The sequence below is a fragment of the Ancylobacter sp. SL191 genome, assembly GCF_026625645.1.
Lineage (GTDB): Bacteria > Pseudomonadota > Alphaproteobacteria > Rhizobiales > Xanthobacteraceae > Ancylobacter.
Genome location: NZ_CP113056.1, coordinates 2637817 through 2653613 on the forward strand (window position 1 = coordinate 2637817; position 15797 = coordinate 2653613).

The window sequence follows — 15797 nt, forward strand, 5'->3', positions numbered from 1 at the left end:
GTTTCCCAATGGGATGGCTGACCGATGCGTTGCCAGCTCAAGGGCGGGTGTCAGTGAGTCCGCCGGGCTGGTGCCTCCGCTGCGGTGGGTTCGCAGCATCATGGGCACCAAGATAATGCACCGCCAGGCGCTGCATTCAAGCGCCTTCTTTAGCCTCACCCGCAGCCCCACCTGCTCGTCGCGCTCCAGCGCGGTCAGTTCGGCATATCAACCGGTCGGGATGCCTGCGCAAAATTGCGCAGGTGTAAATCGAACCCGCCGAGTTCCGGCGGTCGAATTTCCGACCGTTCAAAAACAAGGACTTAACCGGTTGGAAGGGCCTATGAAGGCTAATCGGGGCCGGACGTGGTTGTGTAGCAAGCGCGCATCCGGCCCCATCAGACTCGTGGCTTGTTCGCATAGCCCAGCCTGATCAGCCGACGGTAGCAGGCCCTGACCTCGATTACATCGGATCAGTTGCCCTCTCCCTTACCAAGGGAGTGCTCTACCTCGGACTTCCAGTCCTTCCGCAGGCGGACGCCAGGCCCCTCCCCGTTCTCTGCGACGAAGATGACGCCAGCGGCCTCGAAAGCCTGCCGTAGTGCGGAGAGCGTCGGCCCGTGCGCCCCAGCGCCAGCCTCAATGCGTGTGATCGTGTTCCGGTGGACGCCGGATTGCTCTGCAAGATCGCGGACAGACCATTGCAGAGCAGCGCGAGCCATCCGAATTTGGGCGCTTGTCACCATATTGTTCCTGTGACATATAATGTGCATCGAACACCAAATGGTGCCTCTGGCACATTATCATAGGAGCACGCGCATGGGCACCCATGTTCGCGAACACCCGAACTCTGTCCGGCGTTTCGAGCTGATCGAGACGACGGCTCTCCGGCGCCGGATGGAGCGGGCTGTGGAAGCGCTGCTCGCCGCGCTCGACGACATGGACGGTGATCCGGACATCGAAGAGGACGATCCACCGGAGGACGGTCACGACGCCGAGGACAACCGTGACGACCTTGAGCCGGACGCGGACGGGGAGCCGGCCGTCGGATGGGTCACCAATGAGCAAGGCTCGTTCTACCGAGGGGAGAGGATCTGATGAGTCTCGCAGCTCTTAAGGAAGGTGCGCAGTCAGAGTTGCGCATTGCCAGCCACATCATCAGGGCGGCCATGCTCCTCGCGGACGACATGGTGCCGAACACCGACCAGAGCGACGCCTTGGCGGCCTTGTTTGCCAACGTGGATCGTCACGTCAAAAGCGCGATGGATCGCCTGGACGAGATGAAGGCTGAGGAGGTCGGACATGACGCGGCGTGAGATCGTGCAGGGCGCTGTGATGGCGATGGCGTTGACCTCTGGCGTGGCGGCCTGTGCGCCGGTTCGTGTGATGGCTCTGGCCATTCCCAAGCCGAGCCTCGCGGGCCGGCATGGTGACGACGCCATCGACGCGCATGTGGCGGAGTTCATCCACTGTGTTCGGCGGCACGGCGCGGTGATCCGCCTGGGGTCCGGCCGCACAAAGGTTGGCCTCCGTGAGGGCGATGGTGGCAACTGCGACATGGATCCGGTTCTGGAGGCCTATGTCGACCTTATGATGCTTCCGGGTGCGCGCGAGCGGCTCGTCGCAGTGTGCGAGCGGCTGGTGGAAGACGGGGGCGGAAACTTCGTTGAACGGGCGTGGCCAGCGCAGGCGAGGCGGTACGTTGGCGAGTGGGCTGTGCCGCTGCCGGCGTAAAGGCCCATTCTGCGTAAAAATCACTAACTTGCAGCGCGTCGCTTTCTGTGGTTTAAACACAATCACGGAGGCCGAAATGGCAAAACTTCCCGCTTTGGTGGACGCACTGGCGCAGCATGATCCGCGTGGGCTCGCTGCGGTGAACCATTACGCGCGCATCGTACGGGAGGCTGGCTTTCTTCCGACAACGAAACGGGGAAACGGCGCTTCTGACATGGGCGAGCGCGAGGTGGTGAACCTCCTGCTCGGTCTGGCGGAAGTCACCAATGCGCAAAAAGCCCCGAGAGCAATCAAAGTCTTGCGCGATGCCAAGTTGGTCGGGCCGCTGCCTGATCATCCGGACCCTATCGAACGACTGGCAGGCTTCGAATTGGAGGGGCATCTGGAAAGCCTCGGAGATTTCCTCGAGTGCCTTGTTCGCAACGTGAGCGATGGTGGATACGTACTGGCCTCTGAAGATGCAAGACAGGTTTTTTTGCTGTCAGAGATTATCCTGAAAGCTCCCGATTATTGGGATGGGCATGCCATCGTAAGGTTCAATGCAGGTCATAAAGACGAACTTTCGTTGACGTTCTATGGGTTGACTGATGAGGCCAACAGCTTAGGTCAAGCCGACGAGGATCCGGCGGATATATTTTCTAGCTTGAACGAAGAATCTGAAGTTCAAAAAACACAATTTGGCCTGTCCTTCACGGTTCGCATAGGTGCTGAGGTTGTCAGCGATTTGGCGCGGTGCCTGCGCGCGCAAAGGAAAATTGCTCCGCGCCGTCGCTCCTCGCCCCAGGAGATCACGTCATGAGCGGACGTGCCGGCGACTATATTCGCGGCACCAAGGCCATCGCTCACGAGCTGGGTGTTTCGCGTGCGACGTTCTTCCGTCTGCGGGCCCAAGGGCAAGTGCCGGGCCTTTCGAAGGTTGGCACCGGCGGTAAGACCAGCCCGGTGGTGATGGACCGCAAGTCGCTCCAGCGGCTGCGTGACGAAAAGGAGAAGTGACGCGTGAACGCTCGTTCTCTTCGTGAGCAGACATTGCCGCGCTTTGCTCTGCGCCGTGACGAGGCGGCCGCGAGCCTGAGTGTTTCCGCATCAACCTTCGACACGTGGGTGGCGGAAGGAAAGATGCCGCCGGGCCACAAGATCGGTGCCCTCGTGCTTTGGGACACTCAGGAAATCCGCGACCACTGGCTGGCGCTCCGCGACGCACCCCTGATGAGCAATCCGTTGGACGGCCGCGTGCTCTGATGGCGGATGTCGAGCTGCGCTATCTCTGCCGCGACAAGGACAAGCGCGGCAATGTGCGCTGGTATGTGCGCATGCCCGGCCGCAAGAAGGTGCGTATCCGGGCCGCGCTCAACGAAGACGGCTCGCTCTCTGACGCCTTCGTGACGGCATACTTCCGCGCCCTGCGCGGCGTTCCTGAGGATGGCCGGCCAAAGCTGGAGCGGGTGCCCGATGGCAGCTTTCAGTGGGCATTGAACCGCTATTATGCGTCGCCGCTCTTCAAGGGGCATGAACCCGCGACGCAGCGCGACAAGCGCAGCGTGCTGGATCGGTACGCCATCAACGCCGGACCACTGCCGCTGGCCGCGTTCCGCCGTACCGATATCGAGAAGAGCCAGTACAAGCGGCGTGACACGCCTGGCGCAGCCGATAAGCTGGTCAAATACCTCAACTCGTTTTTCGCTTGGTGCGTGGCGGAGGGGTTGATTAGCGTCAATCCCGCGCGTGGGATTAAGAAGATCAACACCTCGAGCGAGGGGTTCCACGCCTGGACGGTTGATGAAGTGCGCATATTCGAGATCGCGCACCCGATCGGCAGCATGGCACGGCTTGCGCTGGCGCTTCTACTCCACACAGGCGGGCGGCGCGGCGACATCTATGCGCTTGGGCCGCAGCATGTCGACGGCGGTTATTTCGCCTTCACGCAGGAGAAGAACCGCAACCGGCGCCCTGTCCGTATCGAGATCCCCGTGCGCGCCGAACTGCGCAAGATCATTGCCGCCACGCCTATCGGCGAGCGGTCCTTCGTCGTGTCGGCACATGGCAAGCCGTACACGAAGGAGAGCTTCGGCAACCGCTTCCGTGACTGGTGCAATGAGGCTGGCCTGCCGCATTGCTCTGCCCATGGCGTCCGTAAGGCGGCGGCGACAATCCTCGCAGAGAGTGGAGCAACCGCGTCCGAGCTGTGCGCCGTGTTCGGCTGGTCGAAGCTGGAGACGGCCGAAATCTATGTTCGCAAGGCGCAGCGCAAGCTGATGGCAGCGAACGCCTTCGCCCGTCTCGACGCTGCGTCGGCCCGTCCAATTGTCCCACTTTCCCCCGTCTCGCCCGCCAGTGGGACGAAAAGAGAGAAAAACGATGGAAAATCAAAGCCGCTCGGAAAAGCTGGTGGGCCCGGTAGGACTCGAACCTACAACCAGACCGTTATGAGCGGTCGGCTCTAACCATTGAGCTACAGGCCCCGGCGCCCGGTCAGGCGCGGCGGCACGTTAGCAAAGGCGCTCTGCCGCGCCAACCGAATGCACGGCGCGGTCCACATGGTCCCGAATATTCGCGCCGATAGGGCGGCGTGGTCGCGAGGACCGGTCACCTGTCCTCGGCCTTCCGTTCGGGAGTAGAAGCCCGTGGACGTATCCTTCGCAATGCTCGCGCTCTACCTGTCGTTCGGTCACGCCGTCATGGCCGGCACGGCGGCGGCGCCCTATAAGGGTGGCGGTGCCGCCTGCGCGGCGCGTTTCATGGGGCTGCCGACATGACCACACTTCCCGCCTCCGCCCTGCGCCGGATCGGCGCCGCCTTTCTCCTCGCCATGATGGCGCTCGGTCTCGCCGGCTGCGGCGTCAACACCATTCCGACCGAGGAAGAGCGGGCCAAGGCCGCCTGGAGCGAGGTGCTCAACCAGTATCAGCGCCGCTCCGACCTGATCCCGAACCTTGTGGAGACGGTGAAGGGCTATGCGCAGCAGGAGAAGGACGTGCTCACCCAGGTGACGCAGGCGCGCGCCAACGCCACCTCCATCAAGGTGGACGCGGACACGATTACCGATCCCGCCAAGTTCCAGCAGTTCCAGAGCGCGCAGGGCCAGCTCTCCAGCGCGCTCGGGCGGTTGATCGCGGTGGCCGAGGCTTATCCTGACCTGAAATCCAACCAGAACTTCCTTGCCTTGCAGGCACAGATCGAGGGCACCGAGAACCGCATCGCCGTCGCGCGGCGCGACTATATCGAGGCGGTCCGGGTCTATAACACCGAGCTGCGCACCTTCCCCGGCGTGCTCTGGGCGAACACGCTCTACCGCGGCAACAAGCCGATGGAGACCTTCACCGTCTCGCAGGAACAGATGCAGGTGCCGAAGGTGAAGTTCAATTGAACGCCGAGGGCTGACGCCGATGGCCCGTTCCTTCCAGTTCCGATTTCCCGTTCTGCTGCTGGTCGCCCTGGTGGCGCTGGGTGGGCTCGTCGCTTCGGCACGCGCCGAGCTGAGCTTTCCCGCGTTGAGCGGCCGCGTGGTCGATGCGGCCGGCATTCTCGATGCGGCGACACGGGCGCGGCTCGACGGGGAACTGGCGGCGCAGCAGGAAAAGACGACCGACCAGCTTGTCGTCGCGACGGTGCCCTCGCTTGAGGGCACTTCGGTGGAAGATTACGCCAACCGCCTGTTCCGCCACTGGAAGATTGGGCAGGCCGACAAGGACAATGGCGTGCTGCTGCTCGTGGCGCCCAATGAGCGCAAGGTGCGTATCGAGGTCGGCTATGGCCTGGAGGGTGTGCTGCCGGATGCGGTGGCTAGCACCATCATCAGCACCACCATCCTGCCCGCCTTCCGCTCGGGCGATTTTGCCGGCGGTATCAGCCGCGGCGTGGCTGCGATCCTCGAAATCCTCAATCTCGATCCCGCCGAGGCTGAGGCGCGGGCACGGGAGGCAGCCGAGCCGGCGCTGTCGGCCGAGGACTGGCTCAACATCCTCATCGTGCTGGTCATGGTTGGGTTCTTCCTGTTCGTGATGATCCGCCAGATCCGTTCGGGCGGCGTTCGTGGTCGTCGGCGCGGCGTGGCGGCGGGCGCGGCGAGCGGCTGGGAATGGAACCGCCGCTCAGGCGGTGGCGGCGGCTGGTCGAGCGGCGGTGGCGGTTTTTCCGGGGGAGGGGGCTCCTCCGGTGGTGGCGGGGCGTCGGGGAGCTGGTGATGGCGGCGGAGGAGGACGCGTTGCTGAGCGTCGAAGATCAGTCCCGCATCGCCGACGCCGTGGCGCGGGCAGAGAGGGGCACGGCGGGCGAGATTCGCGTTGTTCTGTCGACGCGCCCGCTCATCGACCATGCGACCCATGCGCTGCTCTGGGCGGCGGTGATCGCGCTGCTGGCGCCCTGGCCGCTTGCCTTCCTGCTGCCGCTCGACGTGGCCAAATTATTGGCAGTTCAGGGTATTTTCTTTCTGGTTCTGGGGGCACTACTCGCGCTGACGCCGCTCGGCCGGCGCTGCGTGCCAGCGGCTTTGGAGCGCGCCGCTGCCCGCCATGCGGCACTCGATCATTTTCTGAGCTTCGGCATCCATCAAACCCGCCATCGTACGGGGGTTTTGATCCTTATCGCTCTGCCGGAGCATCGGGTTGAAGTGGTGGCCGATGAGGCCATTCACGCCAAGGTGGGGACCGCCGCTTGGGAGGATGTGTGCGCCCGCGTGCTCGTCGGCGCGCGCGAGGGGCGGCTGGTCGACGGCATCGAGGCGGGCGTGGCGGAAGCCGGGCGGCTGCTCGCCCTGCACATTCCGCCGGCGCCGGGCGACACGGACGAGCTGCCGAACCGGCCTCTGGTCGTGTAAGGCGGCGCGACGCGCTTCGTGCGAGAAAATCTTGCGCGGCCGGGAGGCTCGGCGCATAAGCCCGGCCAAGAAGATTGGAGGAATTCCATGCCCGCCTATCGCTCCCGTACCACCACCCATGGCCGCAACATGGCCGGCGCGCGCGGCCTCTGGCGCGCCACCGGCATGAAGGACAGCGACTTCGGCAAGCCGATCATCGCGGTGGTGAACTCCTTCACCCAGTTCGTGCCCGGCCATGTCCACCTGAAAGACCTCGGTCAGATGGTGGCGCGTGAGATCGAAGCGGCGGGCGGTGTGGCCAAGGAGTTCAACACCATCGCGGTCGATGACGGCATCGCCATGGGCCATGACGGCATGCTTTATTCGCTGCCCTCGCGCGAGCTGATCGCCGACAGCGTGGAGTACATGGTCAACGCCCATTGCGCCGACGCCATGGTCTGCATCTCCAATTGCGACAAGATCACCCCGGGCATGCTGATGGCGTCGCTGCGCCTCAACATCCCGACCGTCTTCGTCTCTGGCGGGCCGATGGAAGCCGGCAAGGTGGTGCTCGGCGGCAAGACCAAGGCGCTCGACCTGGTCGACGCCATGGTGGCGGCGGCCGACGACCGCATCTCGGACGAGGATGTGAAGGCGATCGAGCGGTCGGCCTGCCCGACCTGCGGTTCCTGCTCGGGCATGTTCACCGCCAATTCGATGAACTGCCTGACCGAGGCGCTTGGCCTGTCGCTGCCGGGCAATGGCTCGACACTCGCCACCCATGCCGACCGCAAGCGTCTGTTCGTCGAGGCCGGCCATCTCGTGGTCGATCTCGCCCGCCGCTATTACGAGCAGGACGATGCCGGCGTGCTGCCGCGCTCCATCGCCTCCTTCGCCGCCTTCGAGAACGCGATGACGCTCGACATCGCCATGGGCGGCTCGACCAACACGGTTCTGCACCTGCTCGCCGCCGCCCATGAGGGCGAGGTGCCCTTCACCATGACCGACATCGACCGGCTGTCGCGGCGCGTGCCGGTGCTGTGCAAGGTCGCGCCCGCGATCGCCGATGTGCATATGGAAGACGTCCATCGCGCCGGCGGCATCATGGGCATTCTCGGCGAACTGGACCGGGCCGGGCTGCTCGACACCTCGGTCGGCTCCGTCCATGCCCCGACGCTCGGCGCCGCGCTGGAGCATTGGGACGTCAAGCGCACCAGCAGCGCCGCCGTGCATGACTTCTTCCGCGCCGCGCCGGGCGGCGTGCCGACGCAGGTCGCCTTCTCCCAGTCGGAGCGCTACGACGAGGTCGACACTGACCGCGAGACCGGCGTGATCCGCAGCGCCGCGCACGCCTTCTCCAAGGATGGCGGCCTCGCCGTGCTGTTCGGCAACCTCGCCGAGGATGGCTGCATCGTGAAGACGGCGGGCGTGGATGAGAGCATCCTCGCCTTCACCGGCACGGCCCGCGTGTTCGAGAGCCAGGATGATGCCGTCTCAGCCATTCTCGGCAACCGGGTGAAGCCGGGCGAGATTGTGCTGATCCGCTATGAGGGGCCGCGCGGCGGGCCGGGCATGCAGGAAATGCTCTACCCGACCAGCTATCTGAAGTCGAAAGGCCTCGGCAAGCAGTGCGCGCTCATCACCGACGGGCGGTTCTCCGGCGGCTCCTCGGGCCTGTCCATCGGCCATGTCTCGCCGGAAGCGGCCGAGGGCGGCACGATCGGCCTCGTCCATGAGGGCGACACGATCGAGATCGACATTCCCAACCGCCGCATCCATCTGGCGGTGACGGATGAGGAACTTGCGGCCCGCCGTGCCGCGCAGGAGGCGAAGGGCTGGACGCCCGCCGCGCCGCGCAAGCGCAATGTGACGACGGCGCTCAAGGCCTATGCCGCCTTCGCCACCAGCGCCGCCAAGGGCGCGGTGCGCCAGCTTCCGTGATACGGACCTGATCCCTGCCGGGCGGGGCTGGAAAGCCCCGCCCGTTCCTTCCGGCTGTGAAGCCTTCCCCCGACCGTAGAGGCGACCATGGCCGGCGATGATGATGACTATGTCTATGACGAGGCTACCGGCGAGTGGCGCCCGGCTTCCGAGCTAAAGGCGGCCGCCGCTGCGGCGCGCGAGGTGCGGGACGCCTCGGGCAACCTGCTGGCCGATGGCGATTCGGTGGTCCTCATCAAGGATCTGAAGGTGAAGGGCGCCGGGCAGACCCTGAAGCAGGGCACGGTCATCAAGACCATCCGCCTGACCGACAATCCCGAAGAGATCGATTGCCGCCACGAGGCGATCAAGCGGCTGGTGCTGCGCACCGAGTTCGTCCGCAAGCGCGGCTGAACGGCAGCGTGGACCTTGCCTTGCGTCTCACCTGACGCGCGCGAGGTCGATATTGACCCGCGGGTTTTCCCCCGATTACCTCCCGCTGCGTGCACCCCCTCCACCAAAGGGGAGTTGCGCGCACGCCATGCTCTGGCTCAGATGGCGCGTCCCGACAGGTGGAGCGACCATGGCCAATTACGTCAAGATCAGCGGCTTTCTCGGTGCCTGCGTCACCGGGGTCGCGCATTTCCTCACCGATCTGCGCCGCGCGCCGGCGCTGGAGGAAACCGCCGGCTATGGCGACGCGCCCAACCTGCCCAAGCCGAAGCCCACGCTCATTCCCATCATGAAGATCGCCCCGGCGGTCGGCTGGCCCAAGGGCCGCACGCCGCGCCCGGCGCCGGGCTTCACGGTGAAGGCCTTCGCCGAGAATTTCGAGCATCCGCGCTGGGTCTATGAACTGCCCAATGGCGATATTCTGGTGGCCGAAACCGCCGCGCCGCCGACGCCCAAGAACCTGTTCAGCCTGCGCTGGTGGGCCATGGGCTTCGTGCTGGTGCGCGCGGGCTCCGGCGTGGCGAGCGCGAACCGCATCACCTTGCTGCGCGATGCTGACGGGGATGGTGTGGCGGAGATCCGCACGCCTTTCCTCGAGAATCTCACCTCGCCCTTCGGCATGGTGCTGATCGGCGATCAGTTCTATGTCGCCAATGCCGACAGTGTGGTGCGCTTCCCCTATGAGCCCGGCGCGACGCGCATCACCGCCGCGCCGGTGAAGATCTGCGATCTGCCGACGGGACGTAACCACCACTGGACCAAGAGCATGGTCGCCAACAAGGCGGGCACCAAGCTCTATGTCGGTGTCGGCTCCAACTCCAATGTCGGCGAGTTCGGTATGCATGAGGAGGAGAACCGCGCGGCCATCCTCGAAGTGGACATCGCCACCGGATCGGTGCGCATCTTCGCGGGCGGCCTGCGCAACCCCGTCGGCATGGACTGGAACCCGGTGACGGGCGAACTCTGGACCAGCGTGAACGAGCGCGACGAGATCGGCGACGATCTGGTGCCCGACTACATGACCTCGGTGAAGGACGGCGCCTTCTATGGCTGGCCCTACAGCTATTGGGGGCAGATCGTCGATGAGCGGGTGACGCCGCAGCGGCCGGATCTGGTCGCCAAGGCACTGAAGCCGGACTACGCGCTGGGCTGCCACACCGCCTCGCTGGGCCTTACCTTCGTCGATGATGACCGCTTCGGCGTGCGCTTCCGCAATGGCGTGTTCATCGGCCAGCATGGGTCGTGGAACCGCAACCCGCCCTCGGGCTACCGGGTGATCTTCGTGCCTTTCGCGGATGGCAAGCCGGCGGGTCCGCCGGAAGAGATCCTCGGCGACTTCCGCGTGGACGGGAAGGCGCTCGGCCGGCCGGTCGGCGTGCTGGTCGACAAACGCGGCGGGCTCTTGGTGGTCGACGATGTCGGCGACTGCATCTGGCGGGTGACCCCGGCCTGAGGCCATGCAAAAAGTGACGCCGGCCCCCGGTCGAACCGGGTGCCGGCGCAAGTGATGCCTGAACCGCAGGGGGGCGGCGGTTGAGGCGGCCGCGGCGGGAGGATGCCGCGGAAGTCAGGAGAGACAGGACCGCCATGAAGGGGAGGGCGGTCGGTCCGGTAGGAAAGCGTCGCGCCCCTCGATGATGGCGCGAGCCTTACTCACTTGCCGCTGCAGGGCTTGTAGCCGGCGGCGATCAGCTCGCCGCGGGAGAAGACCACCCAGTCGCGGGACTGCGGCGCGAAGGCGGCACGCGCCTTCTCACGCGCCCAGCTCGGCAGCGAGGCGTAGTTGGCGCGGGTCTGCGAGTCGGCGAGCGCCCAAGCGGCCTTGTCACCGCGCAGACCGTCCACCGGACGGGTGGCGTGGAGCGCGATCTCGGCCGAACGACCGATGCAGACCTGATTCTTGGGCAGCGAGAGCACGACGAGGCCGCAGCCCGATTCGCACACGCCGGTCAGCTCGACCTGACGCTTCCCGATGGACGAACGCAGCTGCATGCTGTCGAGCTCGGTGCCGCCCTTGTGATGCCAGATCTCCAGGGCGCCGGCCTGGCTGGCCTGATTGAAAACCTGGTTGCCGTTGGAGCGCTGGGGAATCATGTTCCAGTCACCCCAGCTGGCGCCGCCGTAATACTGGGCGGACGCCGGAAGAGCCATGCCAAGGCTCAGGAGGAGAGCGATGATGATGTGCTTCATGATAGATGTGTAGTCCCGTTGCCTACGTGGAGTTGCGTTCAAATTGGAAGTAATTGTTCCGACCGAGGCTAGGATTGCGGTTTGCCCCGCGGCGTTGGCCGCGTTTCGGCTTGCCGCGACTACCGATATGCCTGGCCTAACTTGTGTGAACCTGTCGTAGCGGAGGGCATGCGACATGGGTCGGTTGGCGCAGGCGCCATCCGCTGTCCCGTCGATCTGTCGCTGAAGGGGGAGCGTGCGTGGCCGGCCCCCCGGTCCCACGCTGCGCCATTCTCCCCGTATGGCTCCCCGTCGGGCCGCATCCCCGCGCGGAGCATCAGAATTATTTGGTCAATACATCAGTGCATTTTATGCACCGAACAGATGTCAGCGGTGTGCTTCGGGTTCCGAAGCTACGTAGTTCACCGCGTGGCGAACGTTTGGCATCAGCATGGTCATGTCATTGTGGATGATGGTCATGTCCAGGCTGATCCGCTCCAGGGCCAATACATGCGATCTCCTGATAGGCCGTCGTCCCATCTCGAGTTCTATGAGTGCCCGCCGCCCCAATCCCAAGCGCCGTGCAAGTTCCTCCTGTGTCAGTTGCCATTTGTGTCTGAGGATGACGAGTTCATCTGCTTTCATGGCGCTATCGTGTCTGTGTTGAAACATCACGTTGGGTATCGTTTTCGAGATAAACTATCCGAGTCTTAAGTTCGGCTATCTCGTCATACAGGTTCAAAATTCTTGAGCCGGCCGAGAAGCCGCCAATAAAGAAACCAATAAATGATCCAATGCAGAAGGCAAGAAGTATATAATACATCTCCATCTTGCATTCCTTTGCTTAATTGCCGATTTATTCGTTTATGGCTAGTTCATGTTGTAAATGAATATCGCAGATGACTCTAAGAGTCACAAACATATTTCGATTCTTATTATATCGATCAGATTTTTTTGGTATCTCTGGTTGTGACGGTCTTTGTCCTTGCAATTTCGAATATCGCTGTCCCGTCGTCACGGCGGATAATCCGAGGGTGTTTTTTTAATGCCAGACTGCCGTTCGGTAGATTTGCTATCCGTAGCTACGCAGGGGAATGCTGCGGTGCCCCGACCTCGAACATGTTCTTGGAGGGAGCCCTCGCCGGGCTGCGTGCGATTTTGAAAAATCTTGCGAGACATTTCGCCTGAAACGCTGCGGGCCGGTCGTCGCTGCTGGGAAAGTGCTCACCCACCCCGTTCTCGCGCAGGTCTGCCGTAATGGCGCCGCCTTCGCGCGGTGCAGTCGCGCTGCCGCTCGGTCATGGTGAGCGGCGGCTTCCGTGAGGGTCTTCTATGCGTCTGTCCCGCGCTCCGCTCTGCGCCGTCGCGCTGCTCGCCGGTCTCCTGCCGGCCATCGCGCAGGAAATGCCGTCGACGCCGCGCCGTCCGGTCCTGACCGTCACCGGCGAGGGCGTCTCGCGCGCGGTCCCGGACATGGCGAGCTTTTCCAGCGGTGTGGTGAGCGAGGCGAAGACCGCGCGCGAGGCGCTGGATGCCAACACGCGCGCTGTCGCCGCGATGGTCGCCGCCATCAAGGAGACTGGCATTGAGGCACGCGACATCGCCACCTCCGGCTTCTCGGTGCAGCCGCGTTACGCGCCGCCGAAGAAGGACAGCCCGGATGCGCCGCAGATCAACGGCTATGAGGTGCGCAACACCGTGACGGTGCGCGTGCGCGACCTTGCCCGCCTCGGCGACCTGCTCGACAAGGTGGTGACCAGCGGTGCCAACCAGATTGGTGGCATCTCCTTCGACATCGCCGAGCCCGCCAAGCTGGAGGACGCCGCGCGCGTGGCAGCGGTGAAGGAGGCGCGCCAGCAGGCCGACGCCATTGCCGAGGCGGCCGGGGTGCGGCTGGTACGCGTGCTGTCGATCACCAGCAACGGCACCAGCGCCCCGCCCATGCCGCGCCTGATGGCGGCGCCGGCGATGATGAAGGCGGAGGCCGTGCCGGTCGAGGCGGGCGAAAGTGAGATCCGCGCGAGCGTGAACGTGACCTACGAGATCGAGCCACGCTGAGCACGCAGACGGCCGGGATGGACTCCGCTCAGGTGCTGGCGCGCGGCGGCATCAGCAGCCGCAGCGCAGCGGGATTTATCTTGTAGTTGAGCGGCATCGTCTCGCGGTCCAGCTCCCCGTCGGTGGAGACCCAGGAGCGCGAGCGGTTGTGACGGGTGACGGTAATGGCGCGGCCGGACAGGCTGACGATGCCGGGATTGTCGCGCCAATTGTCCGTCACCATGTCGGCGCCCGCCTTGAGCAGGGCGAGGGCGCCGCGATCCTCGGCGATGTGGATTTCCAGCAGCCCCTCGTCCAGCCGCGCCCGGCGCCAGCCCGGCCCGGTGAAGCGGTTCACCGAGACCAGAGCCGCAAACGCACTGTAGCTGTGGCTCGTGCCGTCGATGGTGATGTCGAGCTCCATGCGGCCAGAGCGGCGAATGGCATAGAATGCCGCCAGCGCCACCGCGAAGAAGCGCCAGAGCTTCAGCTTGCGGGCCGCCTCGCGCGCCCGCGCCATCTGGCTGAAGAAACCCATGCCGGAGATGGTGTGGAACAGCTTGCCGTTGAGCGTGGCGAGATCCACCGTGGCGGGCTGCGCCTCGTCGAGCGCGGCGAGGGCCGCATCCAGCTCCATCGGCATGCCGATGTCATGGGCCAGGAGGTTGAGCGTGCCGAGCGGCAGGATGCCGAGCGTCTTGTCCGAGCCATCGAGGCTGGTGACAGCGAGACTCACGCTGCCATCGCCCCCGCCGACGATCACCGTGTCATGCGCGCCCCGGCCGGACTGGCGGATGGCGCGCAGCAGGTTCTTGCCGCTGAGCAGGTGGACGTCGAGCGTGCGGCCCTCCTTGCCGAGTTCCCGTTCGACGAGCTTGCGTACCTCCTCGCCGCCCCGGTCGAGCAGCGTCCCCGCCCGCGCGTTCAGCAGAACCAGAACGTGATTTAGCGTGTGGGCCACCGGGGCGGGGTCGGCGTCGATCACGCGGGCGGTGGGCGGCATGTTCGGGGTTCCGGCGGTGAGATAAGGGACGACACTTATATGGAGCGGATTGCGCACGGTGCGAGGATGAGGCACTGATTCCGGCATAATGCCGGCAGGAGACGAGGCACAATGACGGATACGGGCGCGAAGTTCCCCATCATCCGGCTGCGCGCCGGCATTCTGGTGCTGATTGCTCTCATCATGGTGTCGTCCGCCGCCGGTCGCTGGATGGCGACGTTGTTCTCGCTCGGCTGGGGATGGGCGACGCTGATCGGGATCGCGGTCGCCCTGCTGATCGCGCTGATCGTCACCCGGCTCGATCGCCTCGCCTATTTCGGCATCGCCGCGCTGGTGACGCTCTTCGCCGCCTACACGGCCTATGATTTCGCGCGAGGCCCCATCGACTGGTCGGCAGGAGCGGCATTCCTGCTCGCTCTGGTTCCGGCGGTTTTGCTTGGTGCGGCCTTCTGGGACTTCCGGCATTTCGTCAGCGAGGTGCGAGCCTGGGCGAACAGCCGGAGCTGAGAGATCGGGCCGTTGCTCCACCTCGGGGCACGGCGCGGGATGCACCCAGGTCAGCGCGCGCTGAGGGCGTAACGCCAGAGAAACAGCCGGCGCCGCAGTCTCTCCCGAAACGAGGGGCGCACGCTCGCCCGGCCGGGTGTCGCGGGAAGGGGCGGAGCGGCCTCGATCACGCGGGAACGGGCGAACCATAGCTGGGCTGCTTCAGGATCGGGCGGCGCGCCCAGTCCCTGCGCCAGCGCGACGGCAAAGGCGCGCAGATCCGCCGGATCGCCGCTGGTCGCGGCTTTTTCAAGCGCCTGCCGGGCGATGCGCTGAAGCGGGAGGGCATCGGCCTCGCGCAGGCCCGCGCCGACGTTGCGGCAGAAGGCGGGAACGCCGCTCTCCACCGCTCGTGCGAACCAGGGCAGCGCGGCCCCGAGGTCGCCCGTGCGCTCCAGCAGCAGCCGCGCATAGTCGAACTGGCCGCGATAATCCCCGCCTTGCGCGCCGCGGTGATACCAGCGCAGCGCCGCCTCGGGGCGGGCAGGGCGGTCCCAGCCCTGTTCGAGATAGCGCCCGATGAGGGTCATCGCCTTGGCGTTGCCACGCCGGGCGGAGCCGACATACCAGGCGAGCGCTTCGGCGCGATCGGCGGGCACGCCCTTGCCGTCCAGCAGCAGCGTCGCGAGGTTGAATGGCGCCCAGGCGTCGCCCTTCTCGGCTGCGGCGCGGTAATGGCGCGCGGCCTCCGTGGCGTCGGCCGGCACGCCCCAGCCAAGCTCATGGCAGCGCCCGACCATGTTGATTCCCTCCGCGCTGCCCGAAGCGGCGGCGATGGTAAACCAGCGCAGCCCCGCCACCGGGTCGCGCGGTACGCCATGGCCGTCGACCAGCATCTGGCCGAAGGCGAGCTGGGCGTTGACCAGCCCGTTCAGCGCCCCGGCCTCGACCCAGCGAGCGGCGTCCTCCGGCCCCTGACTGATGCGCGCGCGCAACACATCCGGGCCTAATCGCTTGAGCTCCGCGTAGGAAATCCACCGCTCGCGCATGGGGTAGTCCGTCCGGTCCGGGGTGGTTGGCGCCGTCCTGAATGAGAAGATCGCCTGATTTCTCGTGGATTCCATAAGGACAGCTTTGACCCATTCGCAAGAGAGAATGTCTAGATTCTTATTTTAAGAATTCCAAAGAACGAGTTTTACCGCTCAAACTCCAGCAAAGTTG

20 protein-coding genes, 1 tRNA gene and 1 pseudogene are annotated in these 15797 nt (G+C 65.1%); 16 read left to right on the plus strand and 6 right to left on the minus strand.

Annotated features, from left to right (window positions below; all coding sequences use genetic code 11):
* Positions 1-452: 452 nt before the first annotated feature.
* Positions 453-752, minus strand: coding sequence for a helix-turn-helix transcriptional regulator (locus tag OU996_RS12000; RefSeq protein WP_324290695.1), 300 nt, complete (start codon positions 750-752; stop codon positions 453-455).
* A gap of 46 nt (positions 753-798) precedes the next feature.
* Between OU996_RS12000 and OU996_RS12005 the strand changes: the two genes are divergently transcribed.
* From OU996_RS12005 to OU996_RS21445, 7 genes and pseudogenes are all read left to right on the plus strand, one after another.
* Complete coding sequence (locus tag OU996_RS12005) at positions 799-1077, plus strand: hypothetical protein (RefSeq protein WP_267581841.1); 279 nt, start codon at positions 799-801, stop codon at positions 1075-1077.
* Positions 1077-1295 carry a hypothetical protein gene (locus OU996_RS12010; RefSeq protein ID WP_267581842.1) on the plus strand — a complete coding sequence of 73 codons (219 nt, stop codon included), beginning with the start codon at positions 1077-1079 and terminating at the stop codon, positions 1293-1295. The genes OU996_RS12005 and OU996_RS12010 overlap by 1 nt, the downstream gene beginning before the upstream one ends.
* Positions 1282-1713, plus strand: a complete 432-nt coding sequence (locus tag OU996_RS12015; protein WP_267581843.1) for a hypothetical protein — start codon at positions 1282-1284, stop codon at positions 1711-1713. The genes OU996_RS12010 and OU996_RS12015 overlap by 14 nt, the downstream gene beginning before the upstream one ends.
* A 76-nt stretch (positions 1714-1789) precedes the next feature.
* Positions 1790-2512, plus strand: a complete 723-nt coding sequence (locus OU996_RS12020; protein ID WP_267581844.1) for a hypothetical protein — start codon at positions 1790-1792, stop codon at positions 2510-2512.
* Positions 2509-2709, plus strand: coding sequence for a hypothetical protein (locus OU996_RS12025; RefSeq protein WP_267581845.1), 201 nt, complete (start codon positions 2509-2511; stop codon positions 2707-2709). Before OU996_RS12020 ends, OU996_RS12025 begins: the two co-directional genes overlap by 4 nt.
* Before the next feature lie 3 nt (positions 2710-2712).
* Entirely contained in the window at positions 2713-2955 is a 243-nt protein-coding gene (locus tag OU996_RS12030) for a hypothetical protein (RefSeq protein WP_267581846.1), read from the plus strand.
* A gap of 71 nt (positions 2956-3026) precedes the next feature.
* Positions 3027-3947, plus strand: a pseudogene (locus OU996_RS21445) (site-specific integrase); the annotation flags it as partial.
* A gap of 152 nt (positions 3948-4099) precedes the next feature.
* On the opposite strand, the gene OU996_RS12035 reads toward OU996_RS21445, so the two are convergent.
* Positions 4100-4175: transfer RNA gene (locus tag OU996_RS12035), tRNA-Ile, on the minus strand.
* A gap of 162 nt (positions 4176-4337) precedes the next feature.
* On the opposite strand from OU996_RS12035, the gene OU996_RS12040 reads away from it, so the two are divergent.
* From OU996_RS12040 to OU996_RS12070, 7 genes are all read left to right on the plus strand, one after another.
* Positions 4338-4469 (plus strand): hypothetical protein, encoded by a 132-nt coding sequence (locus tag OU996_RS12040; RefSeq protein WP_267581847.1) that lies wholly within the window; start codon positions 4338-4340, stop codon positions 4467-4469.
* Positions 4470-4522: 53 nt separating this feature from the next.
* A complete protein-coding gene (locus tag OU996_RS12045; protein WP_420712761.1) occupies positions 4523-5080 on the plus strand; it encodes a LemA family protein in 558 nt (185 codons plus the stop codon).
* Between the two features lie 19 nt (positions 5081-5099).
* On the plus strand, positions 5100-5897 hold the full coding sequence (locus OU996_RS12050) for a TPM domain-containing protein (RefSeq protein WP_267581849.1): 798 nt from the start codon (positions 5100-5102) through the stop codon (positions 5895-5897).
* A complete protein-coding gene (locus OU996_RS12055) occupies positions 5897-6529 on the plus strand; it encodes a TPM domain-containing protein (RefSeq protein WP_267581850.1) in 633 nt (210 codons plus the stop codon). The genes OU996_RS12050 and OU996_RS12055 overlap by 1 nt, the downstream gene beginning before the upstream one ends.
* Positions 6530-6616: 87 nt before the next feature.
* The gene (ilvD, locus tag OU996_RS12060) at positions 6617-8449 is read left to right on the plus strand and encodes a dihydroxy-acid dehydratase (protein ID WP_267581851.1); all 1833 of its coding nucleotides are present in this window, start codon (positions 6617-6619) and stop codon (positions 8447-8449) included.
* Between the two features lie 87 nt (positions 8450-8536).
* Positions 8537-8842: an alkylphosphonate utilization protein gene (locus tag OU996_RS12065; RefSeq protein WP_267581852.1), complete on the plus strand. Its 306-nt coding sequence runs from the start codon at positions 8537-8539 to the stop codon at positions 8840-8842.
* A gap of 169 nt (positions 8843-9011) precedes the next feature.
* Positions 9012-10334 carry a PQQ-dependent sugar dehydrogenase gene (locus OU996_RS12070; protein WP_267581854.1) on the plus strand — a complete coding sequence of 441 codons (1323 nt, stop codon included), beginning with the start codon at positions 9012-9014 and terminating at the stop codon, positions 10332-10334.
* Positions 10335-10534: 200 nt separating this feature from the next.
* Here the strand turns inward: OU996_RS12070 and OU996_RS12075 are convergent, their stop codons facing one another.
* Both OU996_RS12075 and OU996_RS12080 read right to left on the minus strand, forming a co-directional pair.
* A complete protein-coding gene (locus tag OU996_RS12075) occupies positions 10535-11071 on the minus strand; it encodes a hypothetical protein (protein WP_267581855.1) in 537 nt (178 codons plus the stop codon).
* A 366-nt stretch (positions 11072-11437) separates the two neighbouring features.
* Complete coding sequence (locus OU996_RS12080) at positions 11438-11695, minus strand: helix-turn-helix domain-containing protein (protein ID WP_267581856.1); 258 nt, start codon at positions 11693-11695, stop codon at positions 11438-11440.
* Positions 11696-12382: 687 nt separating this feature from the next.
* Between OU996_RS12080 and OU996_RS12085 the strand changes: the two genes are divergently transcribed.
* Complete coding sequence (locus OU996_RS12085) at positions 12383-13108, plus strand: SIMPL domain-containing protein (RefSeq protein WP_267581857.1); 726 nt, start codon at positions 12383-12385, stop codon at positions 13106-13108.
* 28 nt (positions 13109-13136) lie between these two features.
* Here OU996_RS12085 and OU996_RS12090 read toward each other — a convergent pair whose 3' ends face one another.
* On the minus strand, positions 13137-14090 hold the full coding sequence (locus OU996_RS12090; protein ID WP_267581858.1) for a diacylglycerol/lipid kinase family protein: 954 nt from the start codon (positions 14088-14090) through the stop codon (positions 13137-13139).
* 111 nt (positions 14091-14201) lie between these two features.
* On the opposite strand from OU996_RS12090, the gene OU996_RS12095 reads away from it, so the two are divergent.
* Positions 14202-14597 (plus strand): hypothetical protein, encoded by a 396-nt coding sequence (locus OU996_RS12095; protein ID WP_267581859.1) that lies wholly within the window; start codon positions 14202-14204, stop codon positions 14595-14597.
* Between the two features lie 50 nt (positions 14598-14647).
* Here the strand turns inward: OU996_RS12095 and OU996_RS12100 are convergent, their stop codons facing one another.
* Positions 14648-15625 (minus strand): tetratricopeptide repeat protein, encoded by a 978-nt coding sequence (locus tag OU996_RS12100; protein ID WP_267581860.1) that lies wholly within the window; start codon positions 15623-15625, stop codon positions 14648-14650.
* Positions 15626-15797 lie beyond the last annotated feature (172 nt).